Genomic DNA, 18,194 nt, shown 5'->3' with positions numbered 1-18,194 from the left:
AATGGGCCGAAGGAGAAGTCATGACCCACACACTGAATCCGCGTTACGGCCAGTCCATCTTCGGACTGGGCGTCGACGGCAAGCCGCTGCGAGCGGGTGTCTTCAATGAACACGAGGTCCGCGCCGCAGCGGGCGTGACGATGGTGCTGGCGGCCTACGCGTTCGTCAGCGCCTTCGTCGTCAGGGCCTACGGGCCCATGCAGGTGATCAGCGCCGGACTCTTCATCGAGTTCCTGGTCCGCGTGTGGTTCGGCTTCCAGCACAGCCCCGTGCGCCAGGTCGCCCGCTGGCTGATGCGGCGCAAGCCACCGGAATGGGCGTCCGCGACGCCCAAGCGCTTTGCCTGGACGCTGGGCCTCGCGATGGCCTCCGCCATGGTGCTCGTCACGCAGGCCGGCGTGCGGGGCGCCGTGCCGATGACGATCTGCCTGATCTGCCTGGTGCTGATGTGGCTGGAGGCCGTGCTGGGCCTGTGCATCGGCTGCGAGCTGCATGGCCTGCTGGTGCGTCGTGGCTGGACGCGCAAGGATCCCGCCTACGAGATCTGCGCCCACGGCGCGTGCGAGTGGCCGGCGCGGCCCGGGACATCCGAGGCGCCCGAGACGTCCGAGACGCTCGTCGACGCGCCGCTGGTGGTCGGCCAGCACCGTCAGGTGCCGGTCCTGGACGGGACTTTCCGGCGCGCCGTGAACCTCGACAACGCGGCCAGCACGCCCGTGCTGCTGGAGGTCATGGCGACGGTCCGTCGCTTCATGGACTGGTATTCGTCGGTGCACCGCGGTGCCGGCCACAAGAGCCAGGTGGCGTCGCTGGCCTATGAGGATGCCCGCCAGGTGGTGCTCGATTTCGTCGGTGCCGACCCCCATGCGCATGTCGCGATCTTCGTCAAGAACACGACCGAGGCCATCAACAAGCTGGCCGCCCGGCTCGATCTCGGCTTCGACGACATCGTGCTCGTCTCGCAGCTGGAGCACCACAGCAACGACCTGCCGTGGCGTGCCCGCGCGCAGGTCCTTCGCATCCGTGCGGATGAACACGGCGGGCTGGACGAGTCGCATCTGCAGGCGCTGCTGGACGCGCACGCCGGGCGGGTCCGGCTGGTCGCGATCACCGGCGGATCGAACGTCACCGGCCACCTGCCCGACATCCACCGCATCGCGGCCCGGGCCCACGCGGCCGGCGCACGCATCCTGGTCGACGGCGCCCAGCTGGCCCCGCACCGTGCGATCGACATGCGGCCGCTGTCGGATCCGGCGCACCTCGACTACCTCGCCATCTCCGGACACAAGATGTATGCGCCCTTCGGCACCGGCGTGCTGATCGGCCGTCGGGACACCTTCGAGCGCGGTGCGCCGGATCAATGTGGTGGCGGCACGGTGCTGTTCGTCTCGCCGGACGAGGTGGCCTGGGCGGCCGCACCGGATCGCGACGAGGCCGGCACGCCCAACGTGGTGGGCGCCGTGGCGCTGGCGGCGGCCCTTCAGACCCTGTCACGTCACGGGATGGATCGGCTGGCCCGTCACGAGGCGGCCTTGACGGCCCACGCGCTGACCCGGATGGCGGCACTGCCGAACGTGCGCGTCTACGGTCAGGCCGACCCGGCCTCGGCGGCCGGTCGACTGGGTGTCATCGCCTTCAACGTCGATCAGGTGCCGCACGGCCTGGTCGCCGCGATCCTGTCGACCGAGTTCGCGATTGCCGTGCGGCACGGCTGCTTCTGCGCGCATCCCTACCTGCTGGAGCTGCTCAGGCTCGATGCCGCCGCTGCCCGCAAGGTTCGCACGGAGCTGCTGCAGGGCGATCACCGCCAGGTGCCCGGCATGGTGCGCATCAGCTTCGGCCTGTACAACACGCTGGCCGACGTGGATGCCTTCGCCGATGCGCTGGCGGTGATCGCGCGTGGCGGTCAGACGGGCCGATATGTCCAGGACCCGGCGACCGGTGAATACAGGGCGTGCGACCACCAGCCCGACCTGCGCGCCAGCTTCCGCCTCGATCAGGTCGACGCATGAGGCGCCGCAACGCACTGGCAGCGCGGGTCGAGACGCTGGCAACGGCCCTGGCCGGCGGCATGGTCATGTCCATGCTGCTGGCGCTGACGGCCCCGATGGCCGCCGCCACGCCGCTGTTCGCCCGCCAGACCGGCCAGCCCTGCGCGGCCTGCCACACCTCGCCACCGGAACTCACGCCCTTCGGCCGGCAATTCATGCTCGGCGGCTACACGATGACCGGTGGCACGCCGGGCGTGCCCCTGTCGGGCTACCTGGAATTGGGCGCCACCCACATCGCCCGTGACCGGGCTGACCTGGGGCCGCACCTCGGCCGCAACGACAACGTGCTGCTGCAGCGCGCCAAGCTCATCAGCGGCGGTGCCTTGACGGCGCACGTGGGGGCCTACGCCGAGCTGGTCTACAGCCCGCAGGCCGAGCGTCTGCGGCTGGGCAACGTCGACGTGCGCGCGGCCGACAGCACGGCGCTGGGCGGGCATGACCTGGTGTACGGCATCGCCGTGAACAACAACCCCGGTTTCCACGACCCGTGGAACGCGTCGCCAGCCCGGTCCTGGCCTTACGCCCGCACGACGGCCGGGCCGGTGCCGAAACATCAGCCGCTGCTCGAAGGGCCGCTGGTCCAGCGCGCCGCCGGTGCGAGCGTCTACGGCTTCGTCGACGATGCCTGGTATGCGGAACTCGGGGCCTATGGCGGCATCCCCCGGCCGACGCAGGACCTGCTGGGCATCGAGCCGGACCTGCAGCGCCGCATCGTCGGCACGGCGGCCCTGGGGCGGGTGGCGCGCGAGATGCGCCTGCCCTCCGGGTCCTGGAGCGTCGGCGGCAGCGCCCTGTCGACGCGGCTGGACTCGCCCGGTGGCTCGGAAGCTGGCGGTGCACGCGTGCGGGTGCTGGGGCTCGATCTGCTGTGGCACGAGGCGCACGGCCCGCACGAGGGCACCTTGCGGCTGTCGGGACAGCGCGAGGACTGGCACGTCGACACGCAGGCGGATTCGACGATCCGGTTCGACAGCCTCAAGGCGTCGGCGACCTGGCTGCACGGCAAGGACAAGGCCGTGACACTGGGCCACTTCCGCCGCACCGGCCCGGCCGCCCCCGGGTTCTGGACCACCGCCAGCGGCCGGCCCGACACGGCCGGCGTGCAGCTCGACGCCTACGTCATCAACCCGTTCTTCCCGCCACCGCCGTGGCACGCGGGCATGCGCACGCGGGTCGGTGCCACGCTCACGCACCACACCGTCTTCGATGGCGAGGCCGGCCAGGCTGCCGACCACGACACGCTGTTCGTCTACTTCCTCTGGGCCCTGTGATGCACCACGCGACTCATGGCCTGATGTCCCTCGTGCGGGGCTGCACCGCGCTGGCGCTGGCAGGCGCGCCCGCTTTCGTGTCGGCTGCCGCCCCCGAACCTTCACAGGACGGGGCCAGGGCGTTTCACAGCGCCTGCGGCCCGTGCCATTCGTCCAACGCCGGCCACCGCATCGGGCCGGCGCTGCTGGGCGTGGTCGGCCGTCTCTCGGGCACTGCGCCGGGCTACGACTACTCGGAGGCCATGAAGCAGGCCGCCGTGCGCTGGGACGAGGACACGCTCGGGCGATTCCTGCTGGCCCCGGTGTCGCTGGTGCCCGGGACGCGCATGAGCTTTCCCGGGCTGAAGGACGAGGCCCGCCGCCGGGCCATCGTCGACTACCTCGCCGGCCTGCGGGCCGAGTGAGGCCTCAGTCCCCCAGCAGCGACAGGTCGCGCACGGCGCCCTTGTCGGCGCTGGTGGCCAGCAGGGCGTAGGCCTTCAGGGCGGCCGAGACCTTGCGCGGACGCGGCTGCGCGGGCTTCCAGCCCAGGGCGTCCTGCTCGGCGCGGCGACGGGCGAGTTCCTCGTCGCTCAGCAGCACGTCGATGGAGCGGTTCGGGATGTCGATGCGGATCCGGTCGCCGTTGCGCACCAGGCCGATCGCGCCACCAGCCGCCGCTTCGGGCGAGCAGTGGCCGATCGACAGGCCCGAGGTGCCGCCCGAGAAGCGGCCGTCGGTCAGCAGCGCGCAGGCCTTGCCCAGGCCCTTGGACTTGATGTAGCTGGTCGGGTAGAGCATCTCCTGCATGCCGGGGCCGCCCTTGGGGCCCTCGTAGCGCACGACCACCACGTCGCCGGCCTTGACCTGGTCGTTCAGCACGTGCTCGACGGCCTCGTCCTGGCTTTCGACCACATGGGCCGGGCCCTCGAACACCAGCAGGCTGTCGTCGACGCCGGCGGTCTTGACGACGCAGCCGTCCAGCGCGATGTTGCCGCGCAGCACGGCCAGGCCGCCTTCCTTCGAGAAGGCGTGTTCATAGGAGCGGATGCAGCCTTCGGCGCGGTCGGTGTCCAGGCTCGGCCAGCGGGTCGACTGGCTGAAGGCGACCTGCGTCGGGATGCCGGCCGGGCCGGCCTTGTAGAAGGTCTGGACCTCTTCGGACGGGTTGCGGGCGATGTCCCAGGCGTCCAGCGCGTCCTTCATCGTCGGCGCGTGCACGGTGGGCACGTCGGTGTGCAGCTTGCCGGCGCGGTCCAGCTCGCCCAGGATCGCCATGATCCCGCCGGCGCGGTGCACGTCCTCGATGTGGTACTTGTTCGTGTTGGGGGCGACCTTGCACAGCTGCGGGACGTCGCGCGACAGGCGGTCGATGTCGGCCATGTCGAAGGCGATGCCGGCTTCCTGCGCGGCGGCCAGGATGTGCAGGATGGTGTTGGTCGAGCCGCCCATCGCGATGTCCAGCGTCATCGCGTTCTCGAAGGCCTTCTTGCCGATCGAGCGCGGCAGGATGCTGGCGTCGTCCTGCTCGTAGTAGCGCTTGCAGAGGTCGACAGCCAGGCGGCCGGCGCGCTTGAACAGCGCCTCGCGGTCCGAGTGGGTGGCCAGCACGGTGCCATTGCCCGGCAGCGACAGGCCGAGCGCCTCGGTCAGGCAGTTCATCGAGTTGGCGGTGAACATGCCCGAGCAGGAGCCGCAGGTCGGGCAGGCCGAACGCTCGACCTCGGCCAGGTCGGCGTCGCTGACCTTGCTGTCGGCGGCCATGACCATCGCGTCGATCAGGTCGAGCTTCTTGATCTGGACCGTCTGCGTGCCCGGCACCGCCAGGCGCACCTTGCCGGCTTCCATCGGGCCGCCGGAGACGAACACGACGGGGATGTTCAGGCGCATCGCGGCCATCAGCATCCCGGGGGTGATCTTGTCGCAGTTGGAGATGCACACCAGCGCGTCGGCGCAGTGGGCGTTGACCATGTACTCGACCGAGTCGGCAATGATGTCGCGGCTGGGCAGCGAATACAGCATGCCGTCGTGACCCATCGCGATGCCGTCGTCGACGGCGATGGTGTTGAACTCCTTGGCGACGCCGCCGACCGACTCGATCTCGCGCGCCACCAGCTGGCCCAGGTCCTTCAGGTGGACGTGGCCCGGCACGAACTGGGTGAAGCTGTTGGCGATCGCGATGATCGGCTTGCTGAAGTCGTCGTCCTTCATGCCGGTGGCGCGCCACAGCGAGCGCGCGCCCGCCATGTTGCGGCCGGCGGTGGAGGTCTTGGAGCGGTAGGCGGGCATCGGGTTTACCTTTGGTCGGGGGCTGGGTTGGGTCTGGCTGGAGACGGTGCGGCGCGCATTCTCGCCAAGGCGAGGGGCCGCGATCTACAGGAAGACCGCATTCTCAGCCGGGGAAGGCCGGGGCCCGGCCCAGTCGCTCATTGCAGCGTGTCGCCACCGGCCGGCGAGGCCGCCGCCGCGACGCCACCGAGCGCCGCTTGCCAGGTCCGCATCGGGATGTGATGCGTCAGGCGGTGCAGCGCGCAGTCCAGCAGCGCGGCGTTCAGCTCGTGGCCGACGCCCTCGGCGATGTCGATCGTGGCGTCGCTGCCTTCGAGCTGCGCCAGGTGCTGCATCGCGTCCTTGGCATGCCGCACGGGGATCACCGGGTCGGCGCTGCCGTGGAAGAAGTGCAGCGTGGTCAGCTTGGGCGCCTGTTCCGGCAGCGTCGCATAGCGGCCGCTGAAGGCCAGCACGCGGCCGGCCAGGCCGTCGTGGGCGGCAATCGCTTCGAGCGACAGGATCGTGCCTTGCGAGAAGCCGACCAGCGCGGTCGCCGCCTCGCCGACGCCCAGGCGCGCCTGATGCGCGCGGATGTCGGCCACCAGACGCGGCAGCACGGCGGCGACGCGGGCCGGACGTTCGGCCTCGACGTTGCCGCGGATCGAGAACCACTGCCGCGCCGAGCCGTCGTGCGGCATGCCGTCGAACCGGTCGTAGCCCTGCAGCGACAGCACGGCGGCCTGCGGGAAATGGGCTTGCAGCACCCGCGCCAGGGGCAGCAGGTTGGCGGCATTGGCGCCGACGCCGTGCAGCAGCAGCATCAGCTGGCGCGGGGCGCCGTCGGCGGGCAGCAGCTCGATGTTGGCGGCGTGCGGGTCGGGGTTCGAGGCGGTGTTCGGGACGTTCGTCATGGCGTTCTTCAACGGTTCGGGACGGCGCCGATTCTGAGCCCCGTCATGACCCGCACCGTTGCCCCGGCTTGAATGCTGCGTTTGTCGGCCGGCTCAGGCCGGAGCGGCAGCCGCCACGGCGGCGGCGATGTCGGCCGCGAATGCGTCGACCGATTCCGGCGTGGTGTCCCAGGCGCACATGAAGCGGCAGCCGCCGCCGGCGATGAACTCGTAGAAGCGCCAGCCCTTGGCCCGCAGCGCCGTGGCCGCCGCCGCCGGCAGGCGCGCGAACACCGCGTTGGCCTGCGGCTCGTGCAGCACCTGCACACCCGGCAGGTGCCGGATCGCCGCATGCAGCCGCTGCGCCATCGCGTTGGCCTGGCGGGCGTTGGACAGCCAGGTGTCGTTCTCCAGCAGACCCAGCCACGGCGCCGAGATGTAGCGCATCTTCGAGGCCAGCTGGCCGGCCTGCTTGACGCGCCAGGCGAAGTCCTGGCTCAGGTCGCGGTCGAAGAACACCACCGCCTCGCCGACCGGCAGGCCGTTCTTGGTGCCACCGAAACACAGCACGTCCACACCGGCCCGCCAGGTGATGTCGCTCGGGTGGCAACCCAGCGTCGCGACCGCGTTGGCGAAGCGCGCGCCGTCCATGTGGACCTTCAGGTGCCGGCGCTTGGCGATGGCGGCGATGGCGCGCACCTCCTCGACCGAATACACGGTGCCCAGCTCGGTCGCCTGGGTCAGGCTGACGACCTTGGGCTTCGGGTAGTGGATGTCGTGGCGCCGGGTCACCAGCGCCTCGACGGCGTCCGGCGTCAGCTTGCCCAGCCGCCCGGCGGCGCTGTCGGCATCGGCCACCAGCAGCTTGGAACCGTTGGAGAAGAACTCCGGCCCGCCGCACTCGTCGGTCTCGATGTGCGCCACCGACGTGCAGATCACCGAGTGGTAGCTCTGGCACAGCGAGGCCAGCGCCAGCGAGTTGGCCGCCGTGCCGTTGAAGACGAAGTAGATGTCGCAGTCGGTCTGGAACAGCTCGCGCAGCGCCTCCGACACCCGCTGCGTCCAGCCGTCCTCCCCATAGGCCGGCTCATGCCCGCTGGCCCCGGCATCCTGGAACCACCGCGCCGCGTTCGGGCACATCCCGGCGTAGTTGTCGCTGGCGAACTGCTGGGTCATGCGAGAGCCTTCTTCTTCACCGACGTTGTATGAGGCGGCACGGGAGCTTCACGACAGCGTTGCCGAAGCGTCCGACGACACCAATCCCGCGACCAGCGTCTCGGGTGCGATGTCCTGACCGTTCGGCCAGGTCACCGCACCGAGCTGGATGCCGACGCGGCGGAAGTAGACGGGATCCCGCAGCTCCCGGAACACGCCGTGGTCCAGGTAGGGCGTCAGGTCGAACAAACCTTGGCGGCCATCCGCCAGTTCGACGTGGATCCGGTGGTTCGCCAGTGGCTTGACGGTCTTCACATCCCAATGCATGGACACCTCACAGGGGGTCGATCTTGTAGGGCAGTTCACCGCTGGCAGCGAGTTGCCAGTCGGCGAGCAGTTCATCGAGATGACCGGCATCGCTCAACTCTCCGCTGCAGACGCGTACTCCGCCACCGGCACGCAGCTGCAGAACAGGTTGCGGTCGCCGTGCACGTTGTCGACGCGGCCGACCGGGCACCAGTACTTGGACTGGCGCAGGCTGGCGACCGGGTAGGCGGCGATGTCGCGGCTGTAGGGGTGCGGCCAGTCTTCGGCCAGCAGGCTGGCCGCCGTGTGCGGGGCGTGCTTGAGCGGGTTGTCCTCGCGCGGCCAGAGGCCACGTTCGACCTGTCGGATCTCCTCGCGGATGGCGATCATGGCGTCGCAGAAGCGGTCCAGCTCGGCGCGCGGTTCGCTCTCGGTGGGCTCGACCATCAGCGTGCCGGCGACCGGGAAGCTGAGCGTCGGGGCGTGGAACCCGTAGTCGATCAGGCGCTTGGCGACGTCCTCGGCGGTGACGCCGGAGCTGTCCTTCAGCGGGCGCAGGTCGAGGATGCACTCGTGCGCCACGCCGCCGCCCTTGACGCCGTCGATGCCGCCGCTGAAGTGGATGTCGTAGTGGTCGGCCAGCCGCGCGGCCACATAGTTGGCGCTCAGGATGGCCGTCTCGGTGGCGGCCTGCAGGCCGGCCGCGCCCATCATGCGCACGTACATCCAGCTGATCGGCAGCACCGCCGCGTTGCCCAGCGGTGCGGCGCTGATGGCGCCGATGGCCTGTGCCGTCGTCTCCAGCCCGCCGCTGCGATGCGCCGGCAGGAAGGGCACCAGGTCGTCGACCACGCAGACCGGCCCGACGCCGGGGCCGCCGCCGCCGTGCGGGATGCAAAAGGTCTTGTGCAGGTTCAGGTGGCTCACGTCGCCGCCGAACTGGCCCGGTGCGGCCACGCCGACCAGCGCGTTCATGTTGGCGCCGTCGACGTAGACCCGGCCGCCGTGTTCATGCACCAGCGCGCAGATCTCGCCGACGTGGGTGTCGAACACGCCGTAGGTCGACGGGTAGGTGATCATGATCGCGGCCAGCCGCTCGCGGTGCTGCTGGCACTTGGCGCGCAGGTCGGCCAGGTCGATGTTGCCCTCGGCATCGCACTTGGTCACCACCACCTGCATGCCGGCCATCTGGGCCGAAGCGGGGTTGGTGCCGTGGGCCGATTCGGGGATCAGGCAGATGTCGCGATGGGCCTCGCCGCGGCTGGCGTGCCAGGCCTGGATCACCAGAAGGCCGGCGTATTCGCCCTGCGACCCGGCATTGGGCTGCAGGCTGATGCCGGCATAGCCGGTGGCCTGCGACAGCCAGGCGCAGAGCTGCTCGTTCAACTGCGCGTAGCCGGCCAGCTGGTCGGCCGGCGCATAGGGGTGGACCTGGGCGAACTCGGGCCAGGTGATCGGGATCATCTCGGCCGTCGCGTTGAGCTTCATCGTGCAGGAGCCCAGCGGGATCATGCTGCGGTCGAGCGCCAGGTCCTTGTCCGACAGGCTGCGGATGTAGCGCAGCATCTCGGTCTCGCTGTGATGCGTGTTGAAGACCGGGTGCGTCAGGAAGGCGCTGGTGCGGCGCAGCGCGGCGGGGATGCGCAGGGCGATGCCGTCGCGCTCGATCGCCTCGACGCTGGGCAGCGTCTGGCCCGGCGCGGCGAACACGCCCCACAGCAGCGCGAGGTCGTCACGCGTGGTGGTCTCGTCCAGCGCGATGCAGAGGTGGTCGCCCCAGTAGGTGCGCAGGTTGGCCCCGGCGGCGACGGCCTTGGCGGCGAACTCGGCCGTGCGTGCACCGGTGTGCAGGCACAGCGTGTCGAAGGCGCTGGGGTGGCTCAGCGTGTGACCCAGCTGTTCCAGGCCGCGTGCCAGCACGGCGGCGTAGGCGGCCACGCGGGTGGCGATGCGCGTCAGGCCGGCAGGGCCGTGGTAGACCGCGTACATGCTGGCCACGACGGCCGGCAGGACCTGGGCGGTGCAGATGTTGGAGGTCGCCTTCTCGCGCCGGATGTGCTGCTCGCGCGTCTGCAGCGCCAGCCGGTAGGCCGGCGCGCCGTGGCTGTCGATGCTGACGCCGACCAGGCGGCCCGGCATCGAGCGCTTGAAGTCGTCGCGGCAGGCCATGAAGGCGGCGTGCGGACCGCCCGCGCCCATCGGCATGCCCAGGCGCTGCGTGCTGCCCACGACGATGTCGGCGCCCCATTCGCCCGGCGGCACCAGCAGCGTCAGCGCCAGGATGTCGGCCGCGACGATGAAGGCGGCCGAGCGGGCGTGGACCTGCTCGACATCGGCGCGCAGGTCGTCAATGCGACCGCTGGTGCTGGGGTACTGGGCCAGCACGGCGAAGTAGTCGTCGGCGGCGAGCGCGGCATCCCATTCGGCGGCCGAGTTGGCCAGCTTGACGACCAGGCCGAGCGGCCGGGCGCGGGTCTGGATCACCTCGATCGTCTGCGGGTGGCAGTCACCGGCGACGACGATGGCGTTGCCCTTGGCCTTGGCGCTGCGGCGCGCCAGCGTCATGGCCTCGGCGGCGGCGGTGGCCTCGTCGAGCATCGACGCGTTGGCGATCGCCATGCCGGTCAGGTCGCAGACCAGGGTCTGGAAGTTGACCAGCGCCTCCAGCCGGCCCTGGCTGATCTCCGCCTGATAGGGCGTGTAGGCGGTGTACCAGGCCGGGTTCTCGAGGATGTTGCGCAGGATGACGCCGGGCGTGTGGGTGCCGTGGTAACCCTGGCCGATGAAGCTGCGCAGCACGCGGTTGCGGCCGGCCAGCGCCTTCAGCTCGGCCAGCGCGGCAGCTTCGGTCGCGGCGGGCGGCAGGTCCATCGCGGCGGCGCGGCGGATGCTGGCGGGCACGATGGCGTCGATCAGGGCGGCCCGGCTGGCGCTGCCGATGACCGACAGCATGTGCTGCTCGTCGGTGGCATCGGGGCCGATGTGGCGGGCGGTGAATTCGGTGGGGTTCTCGAGCGCGGTCAGGCTGACCGGTGCGGCGTGGGGATGCTGGGCGGGCATGGTGGCGGCGATGAAAGGAGGTGCGGCCGGACCGCGCCGCAAGGGCGGGGCGGTCCGGGTCGGCGTCAGGCGCGTGAGAGCGTCATGACGCGGGCGCGTCAGAGCGTCTTGAGCAGCGCGTCGTAGCCGGTCTGGTCGAGCAGGTCGGCGAGTTCGGCCGGGTTGCTCAGCTTGACCTTGAAGAACCAGCCCGAGGCCAGCGGATCGCTGTTGGCCAGCGACGGGTCGTCGCGCAGCGCCTCGTTGACGGCGACGATCTCGCCGCTGACCGGCGCGTACAGGTCGGCGGCGGCCTTGACCGATTCGACGACCCCGGCGACCTCGCCCTTGGCGAAGGTGGCGCCCACGGCGGGCAGGTCGACGAAGACCACGTCACCGAGCGCGTCCTGCGCGTGCACGGTGATGCCGACCACGGCCGCGCTGGCGTCGGCGGCATCGATCCATTCATGGTCGGAAGTGAACTGGAGAGGCATGTAGGGCTCCTGGAAACAGATGGCGAGGATGTCTGGAGGGTGAGGCGAACGGGCCGAGCGACGGCCCGCCCGGGCGTCGCTCAACCCCGGAAGTATCGGTGCGGCGCGAACGGCAGCGGGGTCACCTTCATCGGCAGGCGCTTGCCGCGGACTTCGGCGTAGAGCGTGTTGCCAGGTGCCGCGTGGTTGGTGGCGACGTAGGCCATCGCGATCGGCTGGTTGACGGTCGGTCCGGTGGTGCCGCTGGTGACCGTGCCGAGCTTGTGGCCGTGGGCATCATGCAGCGTGGCGCCTTCACGCACGGGGGCACGTTCCAGGCCGACCAGGCCGACGCGCTTGTGCGTCGCGCCCTGCGTCAGCTGGCCCTCGATGACCGAGGCGCCGGGGTAGCCACCGGCACGCGCGCCACCGGGGCGGCGCACCTTCTGGATCGCCCAGGTGAGGCCGGCCTCGATCGGCGAGGTGGCGGCGTGGATGTCGTGGCCGTAGAGGCACAGGCCGGCCTCCAGCCGCAGCGTGTCGCGGGCGCCCAGGCCGGCCGGCGCGACCTCCGGCTGGGCCAGCAGCGTGCGGGCCAGCGCGATGGCGTGGCTGGCTGGCACCGAGATCTCGAAGCCGTCCTCGCCGGTGTAGCCCGAGCGGGTCACGTAGCAGTCGGCCCCGGCCAGCGCGTAGTGGCCGCCGGTCATGAAGGTCAGCGAGGCGACGCCCGCGTTGATGCGCGCCAGCGCGTCGACCGCCTTCGGACCCTGCAGCGCCAGCAGCGCGCGTTCGGGCATCGGGATGACCTGGCAGCGGTGGCCGATGTGCGTGATCAGGTGGCGCGTGTCGGCGTCCTTGCAGCCGGCGTTGACGACCAGGAACAGGTCGTCGGCGCGGCGCGTGATCATCAGGTCATCGAGCAGCCCGCCCGACGGATTGGTGAAGAAGCCGTAGCGCTGGCGGCCGACGCCCAGGTCGACGACGTCGACCGGCACGAGGCTCTCGAGCGCGCGGGCGGCGTCATCGCCGACCAGCCGCAGCTGGCCCATGTGCGAGACATCGAACAGCGCGGCCGACTCGCGGCACTGGCGGTGCTCGGCCAGGATGCCGGCGGGGTAGTTGACCGGCATCGCGTAGCCGGCGAAGGGGACCATGCGGGCCCCGAGTTCGAGGTGCAGGTCGTGCAGCGGGGTCTGCAGCAGGGCAGAGGCAGAAGAGGGCGTGTCAGCGGACATCTGAGGCTCCGAGGGCGTTGGATGGGGCGCCATCCGGACCCGCCGACCTGTCGGTCGCCGGGTGTGCCCTCGCTGTCCGCTTTACCTGAGAGATTGACGGCTCGGTGGTTGGGCCACCACGCCGCTTGCCCCTTCGGTGGACCGCCTGCCGGCCGTGGGCCGTGGCGGTCTCTCTCCAGTGAGGTGACGTCTGTTGCGCAGACGTGTGCCAGTCCTTTTGCCTGAGCGTTCGAGGCCGGCTTGCTCGGCCGGTCTCTGCGCCTTCGGCGGCTGCCTCAACCTGCGGAAGGGCCCGTGTTGATCGGACCTGCAGGCCAGCGGCTCTCTCCTGGCGGCGGCCAGTGTAGCCGACGCCTTCCGGGCTTGTCAGGCCCGGACCCGACCTCGGCGCGGGTTCATTCCCAGGGCGGCGGCTCGTTGCCGGCGGGTGTGGTGACCGCGCGTGGTGCGGTCGTCGCGACCGGCTCGGTCGGCACGAGCATGCCCGGCTGCTGCTCGCCGCCGAGGGCATCGAGCAGGTCGGGGATCAGCTGGATCAGCTCGCCGGTGGCAATCGCCGCATCGGCGTCGAAGGCCTCGTCGGCATCGCGGTGGTTGCCCGGCGGCTGGCCTTCGTAGACGCCGTCGAGGAACTCGATCTTCTTGAGCACCATCTGGTCGGTCAGCACGAAGGACACGCGGCCGTTCCAGGTCAGCGCCAGGCGGGTCGGGCGCTTGCCCTGCTCGATGTGGCTGCGCACCTCGTCGGTGTCGAGCGGGTGACGGGCGTAGCGCACGACCGCCTTGGACTCGTCGGGCGCCTTCAGCTCGCAGTCGCGGTCGACCGTGAAGACGGCCGGCGGCTCGATCGCGGCTTCCGGCAGTTCGGTCTCGCCGGGCCGCGCCGCGCCCGCCAGCAGCCAGCCGGCCATCACGGTCGACGGCGACAGCGCCGTGTGGATCGGCTCGATCGAGAAGCCCGCCAGGCCCTTGGTCAACAGCGTGATGACCTCGTCGGCGCGGGCCGTGCTGGCCGCGTCGATCATCAGCAGGCCCTGCTCGGGGGCGATCCAGACCGGCAGGCCGAGCTGCTTGGTGAACGCCTGCGGCAGCAGTTCGAGCTGGGCCTGGTCCTTCATGTCCTTGCGCTGCTTCTTGCCGGGCTTGCGGCCGGTGTCGGCCTCGATGCGCTCGGCCATCTCGTCGATGCGGCGCTTGACGACCGAACCCGGCAGCACCTTCTGCTCGACCATCAGCCGCAGCAGCCAATGGCCGCCGATCGATTCGACCAGCGTGCCGTGGGCGCGACCGCGCGGGGCCACCCAGCCGGCCGAGATCGGCTGCGTCGCGCCACACGGGATGAAGGTGGCCGCGTCGGCGGCGGCTTCCAGTGCGGTGAAGTCGGGTTGCCAGGTCTCGGCCAGGCGGTAGATCAGCAGGTTCTTGAACATCGTCGGGAAGGAAAGGCCGCTGCGTCCGTTGGGCGCAGCGGCCGGAGTGGAAGGAAGCGTCGGAATGAAGGAGGTCGACGCGCTCAGCGCAGTGCCGGCAGCCCGCGCAGCACCGGCTCGATGCCGGCGGCGAAGGCGGCGTGCGCGTCGGCGTCGAAGTGGATGCCGTCGACCGGACTGACCGACCACAGCGCCGCGCCGTCGACGTAGGTGCAGCCGTGCGCATGGGCCACATCGGCCACATGGCCGGCCAGCCGGCGCGACTTCTCGGCCCCGCCAGCGAACAGCTCGCCCAGGCCGCCAACCTCCAGGATCGGCGTGGGCGAGACCAGCACGATGGCCGGTGCCTGGCGGTCAGGCCCACTGGCACTGCCCTGGATCATGCGCACCAGCTGCGCCATGCCCTGCGCGATCTCGAACGGCGACAGCCGGAACCGCGCCTTCAGGTCGTTGGTGCCCAGCATCAGCAGCACCGCGTCGATCGGCCGGTGCGAGGCCAGGCAGGGCCGCAGGTAGCTCGCGCCCGACATCGACACGGTGATGCCCTCGATCGGGTCTTCCAGCACGGTGGTCCGCCCGGGCAGGCCTTCCTCGATCACGCGCACCGTCGGCGCCAGGGCAGCCGCCAGCCGCCCGGTCCAGCGCAAGCCCAGCGGCAGCCGCGCACCGGTCACGGGGTCACTGCCCCAGGTGTTGGAGTCGCCGTAGCAGAGCAGGGTCTTCATGGTGGGGGTCTCGGGTTCGGGTCACCACAGAACATCCAGACCGTAGGCCTGAAGCGTCGTGTCGGCGCTGACCAGGATCAGCCCGTCCTCGGCACATTGGGCCAGCATCAGGCGGTCGAACGGGTCGCGGTGGTGCCAGGGGAGTTGCGCCACACGCAGGGTGTGGCGCAGGTCGATGGGGTGCAGCCGGAACTGATTGGCCGCCAGTTGCTCGGGAAGGAAACGATCGAGCCGGCTGCTCAGCTGGAGTTTGCCCAGACTGATCTTGATGGCCATTTCCCAGCAGCTGGCAACGCTCAACAGACAGTCGTTGTCGGCATCCGCGATCGCCGAACGGGCCGTCGCCGACAGGGAAGGGTGGTCGCTGACCCACCACAGGAAGGCATGGGTGTCGAGCAGCAACGTTCGGCGGACGGCGGGCATGGACAGCGCAGCTTGGAGGCTCAGCGGTAGGCGCTGAAGTCGTCCAGCGGGGCGTCGAAATCGTCGGCAAGCTGGACGACTTCCGTTGCTGCACTGCCGGGACGCCGCACGGCCCTTGCCGGAACGATCGGTGTCAGACGCAACAACGGTCTGTTGTCGCGTGCGATCACGATGTCCTCGCCGGCAAGCGCACGTTGCACCAGTTCAGACAGCTGAGCCTTGGCTTGGGCGATGTTGTAGTGCTGGGGCATGTTGACTCCGGATTCAAGTTGGTCATTCTGTTTGACCATCATGGGCGGGTCAAGTTTCAGACCCCTCTCGCCCGATCCGCCTTGAACTGCGCCCGGAAGGCCTCGAAGCGGCCTTCGTCGAGAGCCAGGCGGACCTCGCGCATCAGGTTCAGGTAGTAGTGCAGGTTGTGGATGCTGGCCAGCATCGGGCCGAGCATCTCGCCGCAGCGGTCGAGGTGGTGCAGGTAGGCGCGGCTGAAGCCGCCGGTGCTGCGGCCGGAGGCGTCGGTCGTGCCCGCGCAGGCCTGGCAGGCGCAGGTCTCGTCGATCGGGCGCTCGTCGGTCTTGTGGCGGGCGTTGCGGATCTTCAGGTCGCCGTAGCGGGTGAACAGGTGACCGTTGCGCGCGTTGCGGGTGGGCATGACGCAGTCGAACATGTCGACGCCGCAGGCCACGCCGTCGACCAGGTCCTCGGGCGTGCCCACGCCCATCAGGTAGCGCGGCTTGTGGGCCGGCAGGCGGTGCGGGGTGTGGCCCATGATGCGCAGCATCTCGTCCTTGGGCTCGCCGACGCTGACGCCGCCGATGGCGTAGCCGGGCAGGTCCAGCTCGACCAGCGCGGCGAGCGAGGCCTCGCGCAGGTTCTCGAACATGCCGCCCTGCACGATGCCGAACAGCGCGTTCGGGTTGGCCAGCCGCGCGAACTCGGCCTTGGAGCGGCCGGCCCAGCGCAGGCTCAGCTCCATCGACTCGCGCGCTTCCTTCTCGGTCGTGATGTGGCCGACGCCCTTGGCGCCCTGCCAGTAGGGCGTGCACTCGTCGAACTGCATGACGATGTCGCTGTTGAGCACGGTCTGGATCTGCATGCTGACCTCGGGGGTCAGGAACAGCTTGTCGCCGTTGACGGGAGAGGCGAAGCGCACGCCTTCCTCGCTGATCTTGCGCATGTCGCCCAGCGACCAGACCTGGAAACCGCCGGAGTCGGTCAGGATCGGCCGTTCCCAGGTCTCGAAGCGGTGCAGGCCGCCGAACTGGGCCATGACGTCCAGGCCGGGGCGCATCCAGAGGTGGAAGGTGTTGCCCAGGATGATCTGGGCGCCCATCGCTTCCAGGTCACGCGGCATCACGCCCTTGACGGTGCCGTAGGTGCCCACGGGCATGAAGATCGGCGTCTCGACGACGCCGTGGTTGAGCGTCAGACGGCCGCGTCGGGCGTGGCCTTCGGTGCCCAGGAGTTCGAAATTCAGCATGGGCGGGATTGTCTCAGCCCGCCCGGCCGGATCGGTGCCCGATCAGCGCACGCGGCGGCGCGTGCAGGTCCAGGCCTCGATCTCGCCCCGGCCGATGCCCAGGTCGCGCAGCTCGTGGGCATCCATCGCCAGCAGCACGTCGCGGTCGGCGCGGCGGCGCGCGGCCTCGGCCTGCAGGCTGACCAGCGCGGCCATCAGCGCCCGGGCTGCGGCCAGCAGGTGGCGGCCGGCGCGGCGGAACTGGCGCGAGCTGGTGTCGCCGGCCAAAGCGGCGGGCAGGGCGCCCAGGCTGGTGGCGAGGGTTGCAACGGTGGCGGCGGTGGCGGCGGTCATCGTGGGCTCCGGTGGGGTGTCGCGGTGTGAAGTGGTCTCGGGAGCCTCGATGGTGAGGGGTCTTGTGCCTGCTGAAAAGTTGAATGATCTGACGTCTACCATCAGCTTCCCTGACGTCAAGACCGGGCACCGCCGATGCGCCACCTCAACCTCGACCAGCTGCAGACGCTGGTGACGATTGCCGACCTGGGCAGCTTCGCCGCCGCCTCGCAGGCGCTGCACCTGGCGCCGCCGACCGTCAGCCTGCATGTGCGCGAACTCGAACAGCGTCTCGGCGCCAGCCTGCTGGACCGTGGTCCGCGCGGCGCCGTGCCGACGGCGGCGGGCGCCTTGCTGGTCGACCGTGGCCGGCGCCTGCTGAAGGACGCCGACGACGCCGAGGAACAGGTGCGCCGCAGCGCCCACGGGCTGGCCGGCAAGGTCAGCCTGGCGACTTCCACCGGCGTGCTGGTCTACCTGCTGCCGCACGTGCTGGCGCGGCTGGCCGAGGTGGCACCGGAGATCGATGTGGAGGTCAGCATCCTGGGCTCGATCGAGACTGTCGCCCGGCTGCGCGCCGGCACGCTGGACCTGGGCATCGTCGCCCTGCCGCAGCCGGCCGAGCCGGAGCTGCGCATGAGCCACTGGCGGCGCGACCTGATGCTGGCCTTCATCCCGCCGGGCTGGGACGCCCCCGAGGTCGTCACGCCCGACTGGCTGGCGGCCCGGCCGATGGTGGCCAACGGCTCGTCGACGCTGACGCAGAAGCTGATCCTGGGCTGGTTCGCCCGCGCCGGCCTGCAGCCGCGGGCGCGCATCGAGCTGAACTACAACGAGGCGATCAAGAGCCTCGTGTCGGCCGGCTACGGCGCGGCCGTGCTGCCGGCCGAATGGGTGCCCGACGGCGCACCGGCGGCCGGCCCGGACGGCATGCCGCTGGCGCACAGCCCGTCGAACCTGCCGATGCAGCTGCGCCCGCTGGACCCGCCCTTGCCGCGCGAACTGGCGCTGGCGCATCGCCCGGAGGCCCAGCTCGACGCGGCGGTGCGGCAGGTGCTGACGACGCTGCGCGGCTTCGCGTCGGCCACCTGAGCGGCGCCATGAAGAACGGGGCCCGCAGGCCCCGTCGTGGTTCGAGCGCCGGACGCCCG

17 protein-coding genes and 2 riboswitches are annotated in these 18,194 nt (G+C 70.6%); of the genes, 4 read left to right on the top strand and 13 right to left on the bottom strand.

Going from position 1 to position 18,194, the window contains the following annotated elements:
- Positions 1-20 precede the first annotated feature (20 nt).
- From ACWA7K_RS11900 to ACWA7K_RS11890, 3 genes are read left to right on the top strand one after another with little or no spacing between them, the layout of a single operon-like run.
- The gene (locus ACWA7K_RS11900) at positions 21-2,012 is read left to right on the top strand and encodes an aminotransferase class V-fold PLP-dependent enzyme (protein ID WP_456161620.1); all 1,992 of its coding nucleotides are present in this window, start codon (positions 21-23) and stop codon (positions 2,010-2,012) included.
- On the top strand, positions 2,009-3,322 hold the full coding sequence (locus ACWA7K_RS11895) for a hypothetical protein (protein ID WP_456161619.1): 1,314 nt from the start codon (positions 2,009-2,011) through the stop codon (positions 3,320-3,322). Before ACWA7K_RS11900 ends, ACWA7K_RS11895 begins: the two co-directional genes overlap by 4 nt.
- 23 nt (positions 3,323-3,345) lie before the next feature.
- Positions 3,346-3,726 carry a c-type cytochrome gene (locus ACWA7K_RS11890; protein ID WP_456161618.1) on the top strand — a complete coding sequence of 127 codons (381 nt, stop codon included), beginning with the start codon at positions 3,346-3,348 and terminating at the stop codon, positions 3,724-3,726.
- 4 nt (positions 3,727-3,730) lie between these two features.
- On the opposite strand, the gene ilvD is transcribed toward ACWA7K_RS11890, so the two are convergent.
- The 13 genes from ilvD to ACWA7K_RS11825 form a co-directional block, all read right to left on the bottom strand.
- Positions 3,731-5,590 carry a dihydroxy-acid dehydratase gene (gene ilvD, locus ACWA7K_RS11885; protein ID WP_456161617.1) on the bottom strand — a complete coding sequence of 620 codons (1,860 nt, stop codon included), beginning with the start codon at positions 5,588-5,590 and terminating at the stop codon, positions 3,731-3,733.
- 137 nt (positions 5,591-5,727) lie between these two features.
- Positions 5,728-6,483 (bottom strand): esterase, encoded by a 756-nt coding sequence (ypfH, locus tag ACWA7K_RS11880; RefSeq protein ID WP_456161616.1) that lies wholly within the window; start codon positions 6,481-6,483, stop codon positions 5,728-5,730.
- A 93-nt stretch (positions 6,484-6,576) separates the two neighbouring features.
- On the bottom strand, positions 6,577-7,638 hold the full coding sequence (locus ACWA7K_RS11875) for a threonine aldolase family protein (RefSeq protein ID WP_456161615.1): 1,062 nt from the start codon (positions 7,636-7,638) through the stop codon (positions 6,577-6,579).
- A 48-nt stretch (positions 7,639-7,686) separates the two neighbouring features.
- The gene (locus ACWA7K_RS11870) at positions 7,687-8,034 is read right to left on the bottom strand and encodes a DUF2442 domain-containing protein (protein ID WP_456161614.1); all 348 of its coding nucleotides are present in this window, start codon (positions 8,032-8,034) and stop codon (positions 7,687-7,689) included.
- 3 nt (positions 8,035-8,037) lie between these two features.
- Complete coding sequence (gene gcvP, locus ACWA7K_RS11865; RefSeq protein WP_456161613.1) at positions 8,038-10,983, bottom strand: aminomethyl-transferring glycine dehydrogenase; 2,946 nt, start codon at positions 10,981-10,983, stop codon at positions 8,038-8,040.
- Positions 10,984-11,081: 98 nt separating this feature from the next.
- Positions 11,082-11,456: a glycine cleavage system protein GcvH gene (gene gcvH, locus ACWA7K_RS11860; RefSeq protein WP_456161612.1), complete on the bottom strand. Its 375-nt coding sequence runs from the start codon at positions 11,454-11,456 to the stop codon at positions 11,082-11,084.
- Between the two features lie 80 nt (positions 11,457-11,536).
- A complete protein-coding gene (gene gcvT / locus ACWA7K_RS11855; protein WP_456161611.1) occupies positions 11,537-12,673 on the bottom strand; it encodes a glycine cleavage system aminomethyltransferase GcvT in 1,137 nt (378 codons plus the stop codon).
- A gap of 62 nt (positions 12,674-12,735) precedes the next feature.
- A riboswitch (glycine riboswitch) is annotated at positions 12,736-12,862 on the bottom strand.
- 10 nt (positions 12,863-12,872) lie between these two features.
- Positions 12,873-13,014: riboswitch (glycine riboswitch) on the bottom strand.
- Positions 13,015-13,068: 54 nt separating this feature from the next.
- On the bottom strand, positions 13,069-14,103 hold the full coding sequence (locus tag ACWA7K_RS11850; RefSeq protein WP_456161610.1) for a recombination-associated protein RdgC: 1,035 nt from the start codon (positions 14,101-14,103) through the stop codon (positions 13,069-13,071).
- Positions 14,104-14,186: 83 nt separating this feature from the next.
- A complete protein-coding gene (locus ACWA7K_RS11845; RefSeq protein ID WP_456161609.1) occupies positions 14,187-14,828 on the bottom strand; it encodes an SGNH/GDSL hydrolase family protein in 642 nt (213 codons plus the stop codon).
- A 21-nt stretch (positions 14,829-14,849) separates the two neighbouring features.
- Positions 14,850-15,251, bottom strand: a complete 402-nt coding sequence (locus tag ACWA7K_RS11840; protein ID WP_456161608.1) for a type II toxin-antitoxin system VapC family toxin — start codon at positions 15,249-15,251, stop codon at positions 14,850-14,852.
- A gap of 20 nt (positions 15,252-15,271) precedes the next feature.
- Positions 15,272-15,502 carry a type II toxin-antitoxin system Phd/YefM family antitoxin gene (locus tag ACWA7K_RS11835; protein ID WP_456161607.1) on the bottom strand — a complete coding sequence of 77 codons (231 nt, stop codon included), beginning with the start codon at positions 15,500-15,502 and terminating at the stop codon, positions 15,272-15,274.
- A gap of 56 nt (positions 15,503-15,558) precedes the next feature.
- Positions 15,559-16,731: a tRNA guanosine(34) transglycosylase Tgt gene (gene tgt, locus ACWA7K_RS11830; protein ID WP_456161606.1), complete on the bottom strand. Its 1,173-nt coding sequence runs from the start codon at positions 16,729-16,731 to the stop codon at positions 15,559-15,561.
- 42 nt (positions 16,732-16,773) lie between these two features.
- Positions 16,774-17,064: a DUF1127 domain-containing protein gene (locus tag ACWA7K_RS11825; RefSeq protein WP_456161605.1), complete on the bottom strand. Its 291-nt coding sequence runs from the start codon at positions 17,062-17,064 to the stop codon at positions 16,774-16,776.
- Between the two features lie 135 nt (positions 17,065-17,199).
- Between ACWA7K_RS11825 and ACWA7K_RS11820 the strand changes: the two genes are divergently transcribed.
- Positions 17,200-18,135: a LysR family transcriptional regulator gene (locus tag ACWA7K_RS11820; protein ID WP_456161604.1), complete on the top strand. Its 936-nt coding sequence runs from the start codon at positions 17,200-17,202 to the stop codon at positions 18,133-18,135.
- The last annotated feature ends 59 nt before the right edge of the window (positions 18,136-18,194 follow it).

The organism is Leptothrix mechoopdaensis (SeqCode), from assembly GCF_053893855.1.
This window is presented reverse-complemented; position numbering and strand designations above follow the sequence as displayed.

Excerpts from the sequence above, each read along its gene's own strand:
- ACWA7K_RS11870 (WP_456161614.1), bottom strand. The coding sequence starts at position 8,034 with ATGCCGGTCATCTCGATGAACTGCTCGCCGACTGGCAACTCGCTGCCA.
- ACWA7K_RS11900 (WP_456161620.1), top strand. The coding sequence starts at position 21 with ATGACCCACACACTGAATCCGCGTTACGGCCAGTCCATCTTCGGACTG.
- ACWA7K_RS11895 (WP_456161619.1), top strand. The coding sequence starts at position 2,009 with ATGAGGCGCCGCAACGCACTGGCAGCGCGGGTCGAGACGCTGGCAACG.
- ACWA7K_RS11840 (WP_456161608.1), bottom strand. The coding sequence starts at position 15,251 with ATGCCCGCCGTCCGCCGAACGTTGCTGCTCGACACCCATGCCTTCCTG.
- gcvP (WP_456161613.1), bottom strand. The coding sequence starts at position 10,983 with ATGCCCGCCCAGCATCCCCACGCCGCACCGGTCAGCCTGACCGCGCTC.
- ACWA7K_RS11890 (WP_456161618.1), top strand. The coding sequence starts at position 3,346 with ATGTCCCTCGTGCGGGGCTGCACCGCGCTGGCGCTGGCAGGCGCGCCC.
- ACWA7K_RS11845 (WP_456161609.1), bottom strand. The coding sequence starts at position 14,828 with ATGAAGACCCTGCTCTGCTACGGCGACTCCAACACCTGGGGCAGTGAC.
- tgt (WP_456161606.1), bottom strand. The coding sequence starts at position 16,731 with ATGCTGAATTTCGAACTCCTGGGCACCGAAGGCCACGCCCGACGCGGC.
- ilvD (WP_456161617.1), bottom strand. The coding sequence starts at position 5,590 with ATGCCCGCCTACCGCTCCAAGACCTCCACCGCCGGCCGCAACATGGCG.
- ACWA7K_RS11850 (WP_456161610.1), bottom strand. The coding sequence starts at position 14,103 with ATGTTCAAGAACCTGCTGATCTACCGCCTGGCCGAGACCTGGCAACCC.
- ACWA7K_RS11835 (WP_456161607.1), bottom strand. The coding sequence starts at position 15,502 with ATGCCCCAGCACTACAACATCGCCCAAGCCAAGGCTCAGCTGTCTGAA.
- ypfH (WP_456161616.1), bottom strand. The coding sequence starts at position 6,483 with ATGACGAACGTCCCGAACACCGCCTCGAACCCCGACCCGCACGCCGCC.
- ACWA7K_RS11825 (WP_456161605.1), bottom strand. The coding sequence starts at position 17,064 with ATGACCGCCGCCACCGCCGCCACCGTTGCAACCCTCGCCACCAGCCTG.
- ACWA7K_RS11820 (WP_456161604.1), top strand. The coding sequence starts at position 17,200 with ATGCGCCACCTCAACCTCGACCAGCTGCAGACGCTGGTGACGATTGCC.
- gcvH (WP_456161612.1), bottom strand. The coding sequence starts at position 11,456 with ATGCCTCTCCAGTTCACTTCCGACCATGAATGGATCGATGCCGCCGAC.
- gcvT (WP_456161611.1), bottom strand. The coding sequence starts at position 12,673 with ATGTCCGCTGACACGCCCTCTTCTGCCTCTGCCCTGCTGCAGACCCCG.
- ACWA7K_RS11875 (WP_456161615.1), bottom strand. The coding sequence starts at position 7,638 with ATGACCCAGCAGTTCGCCAGCGACAACTACGCCGGGATGTGCCCGAAC.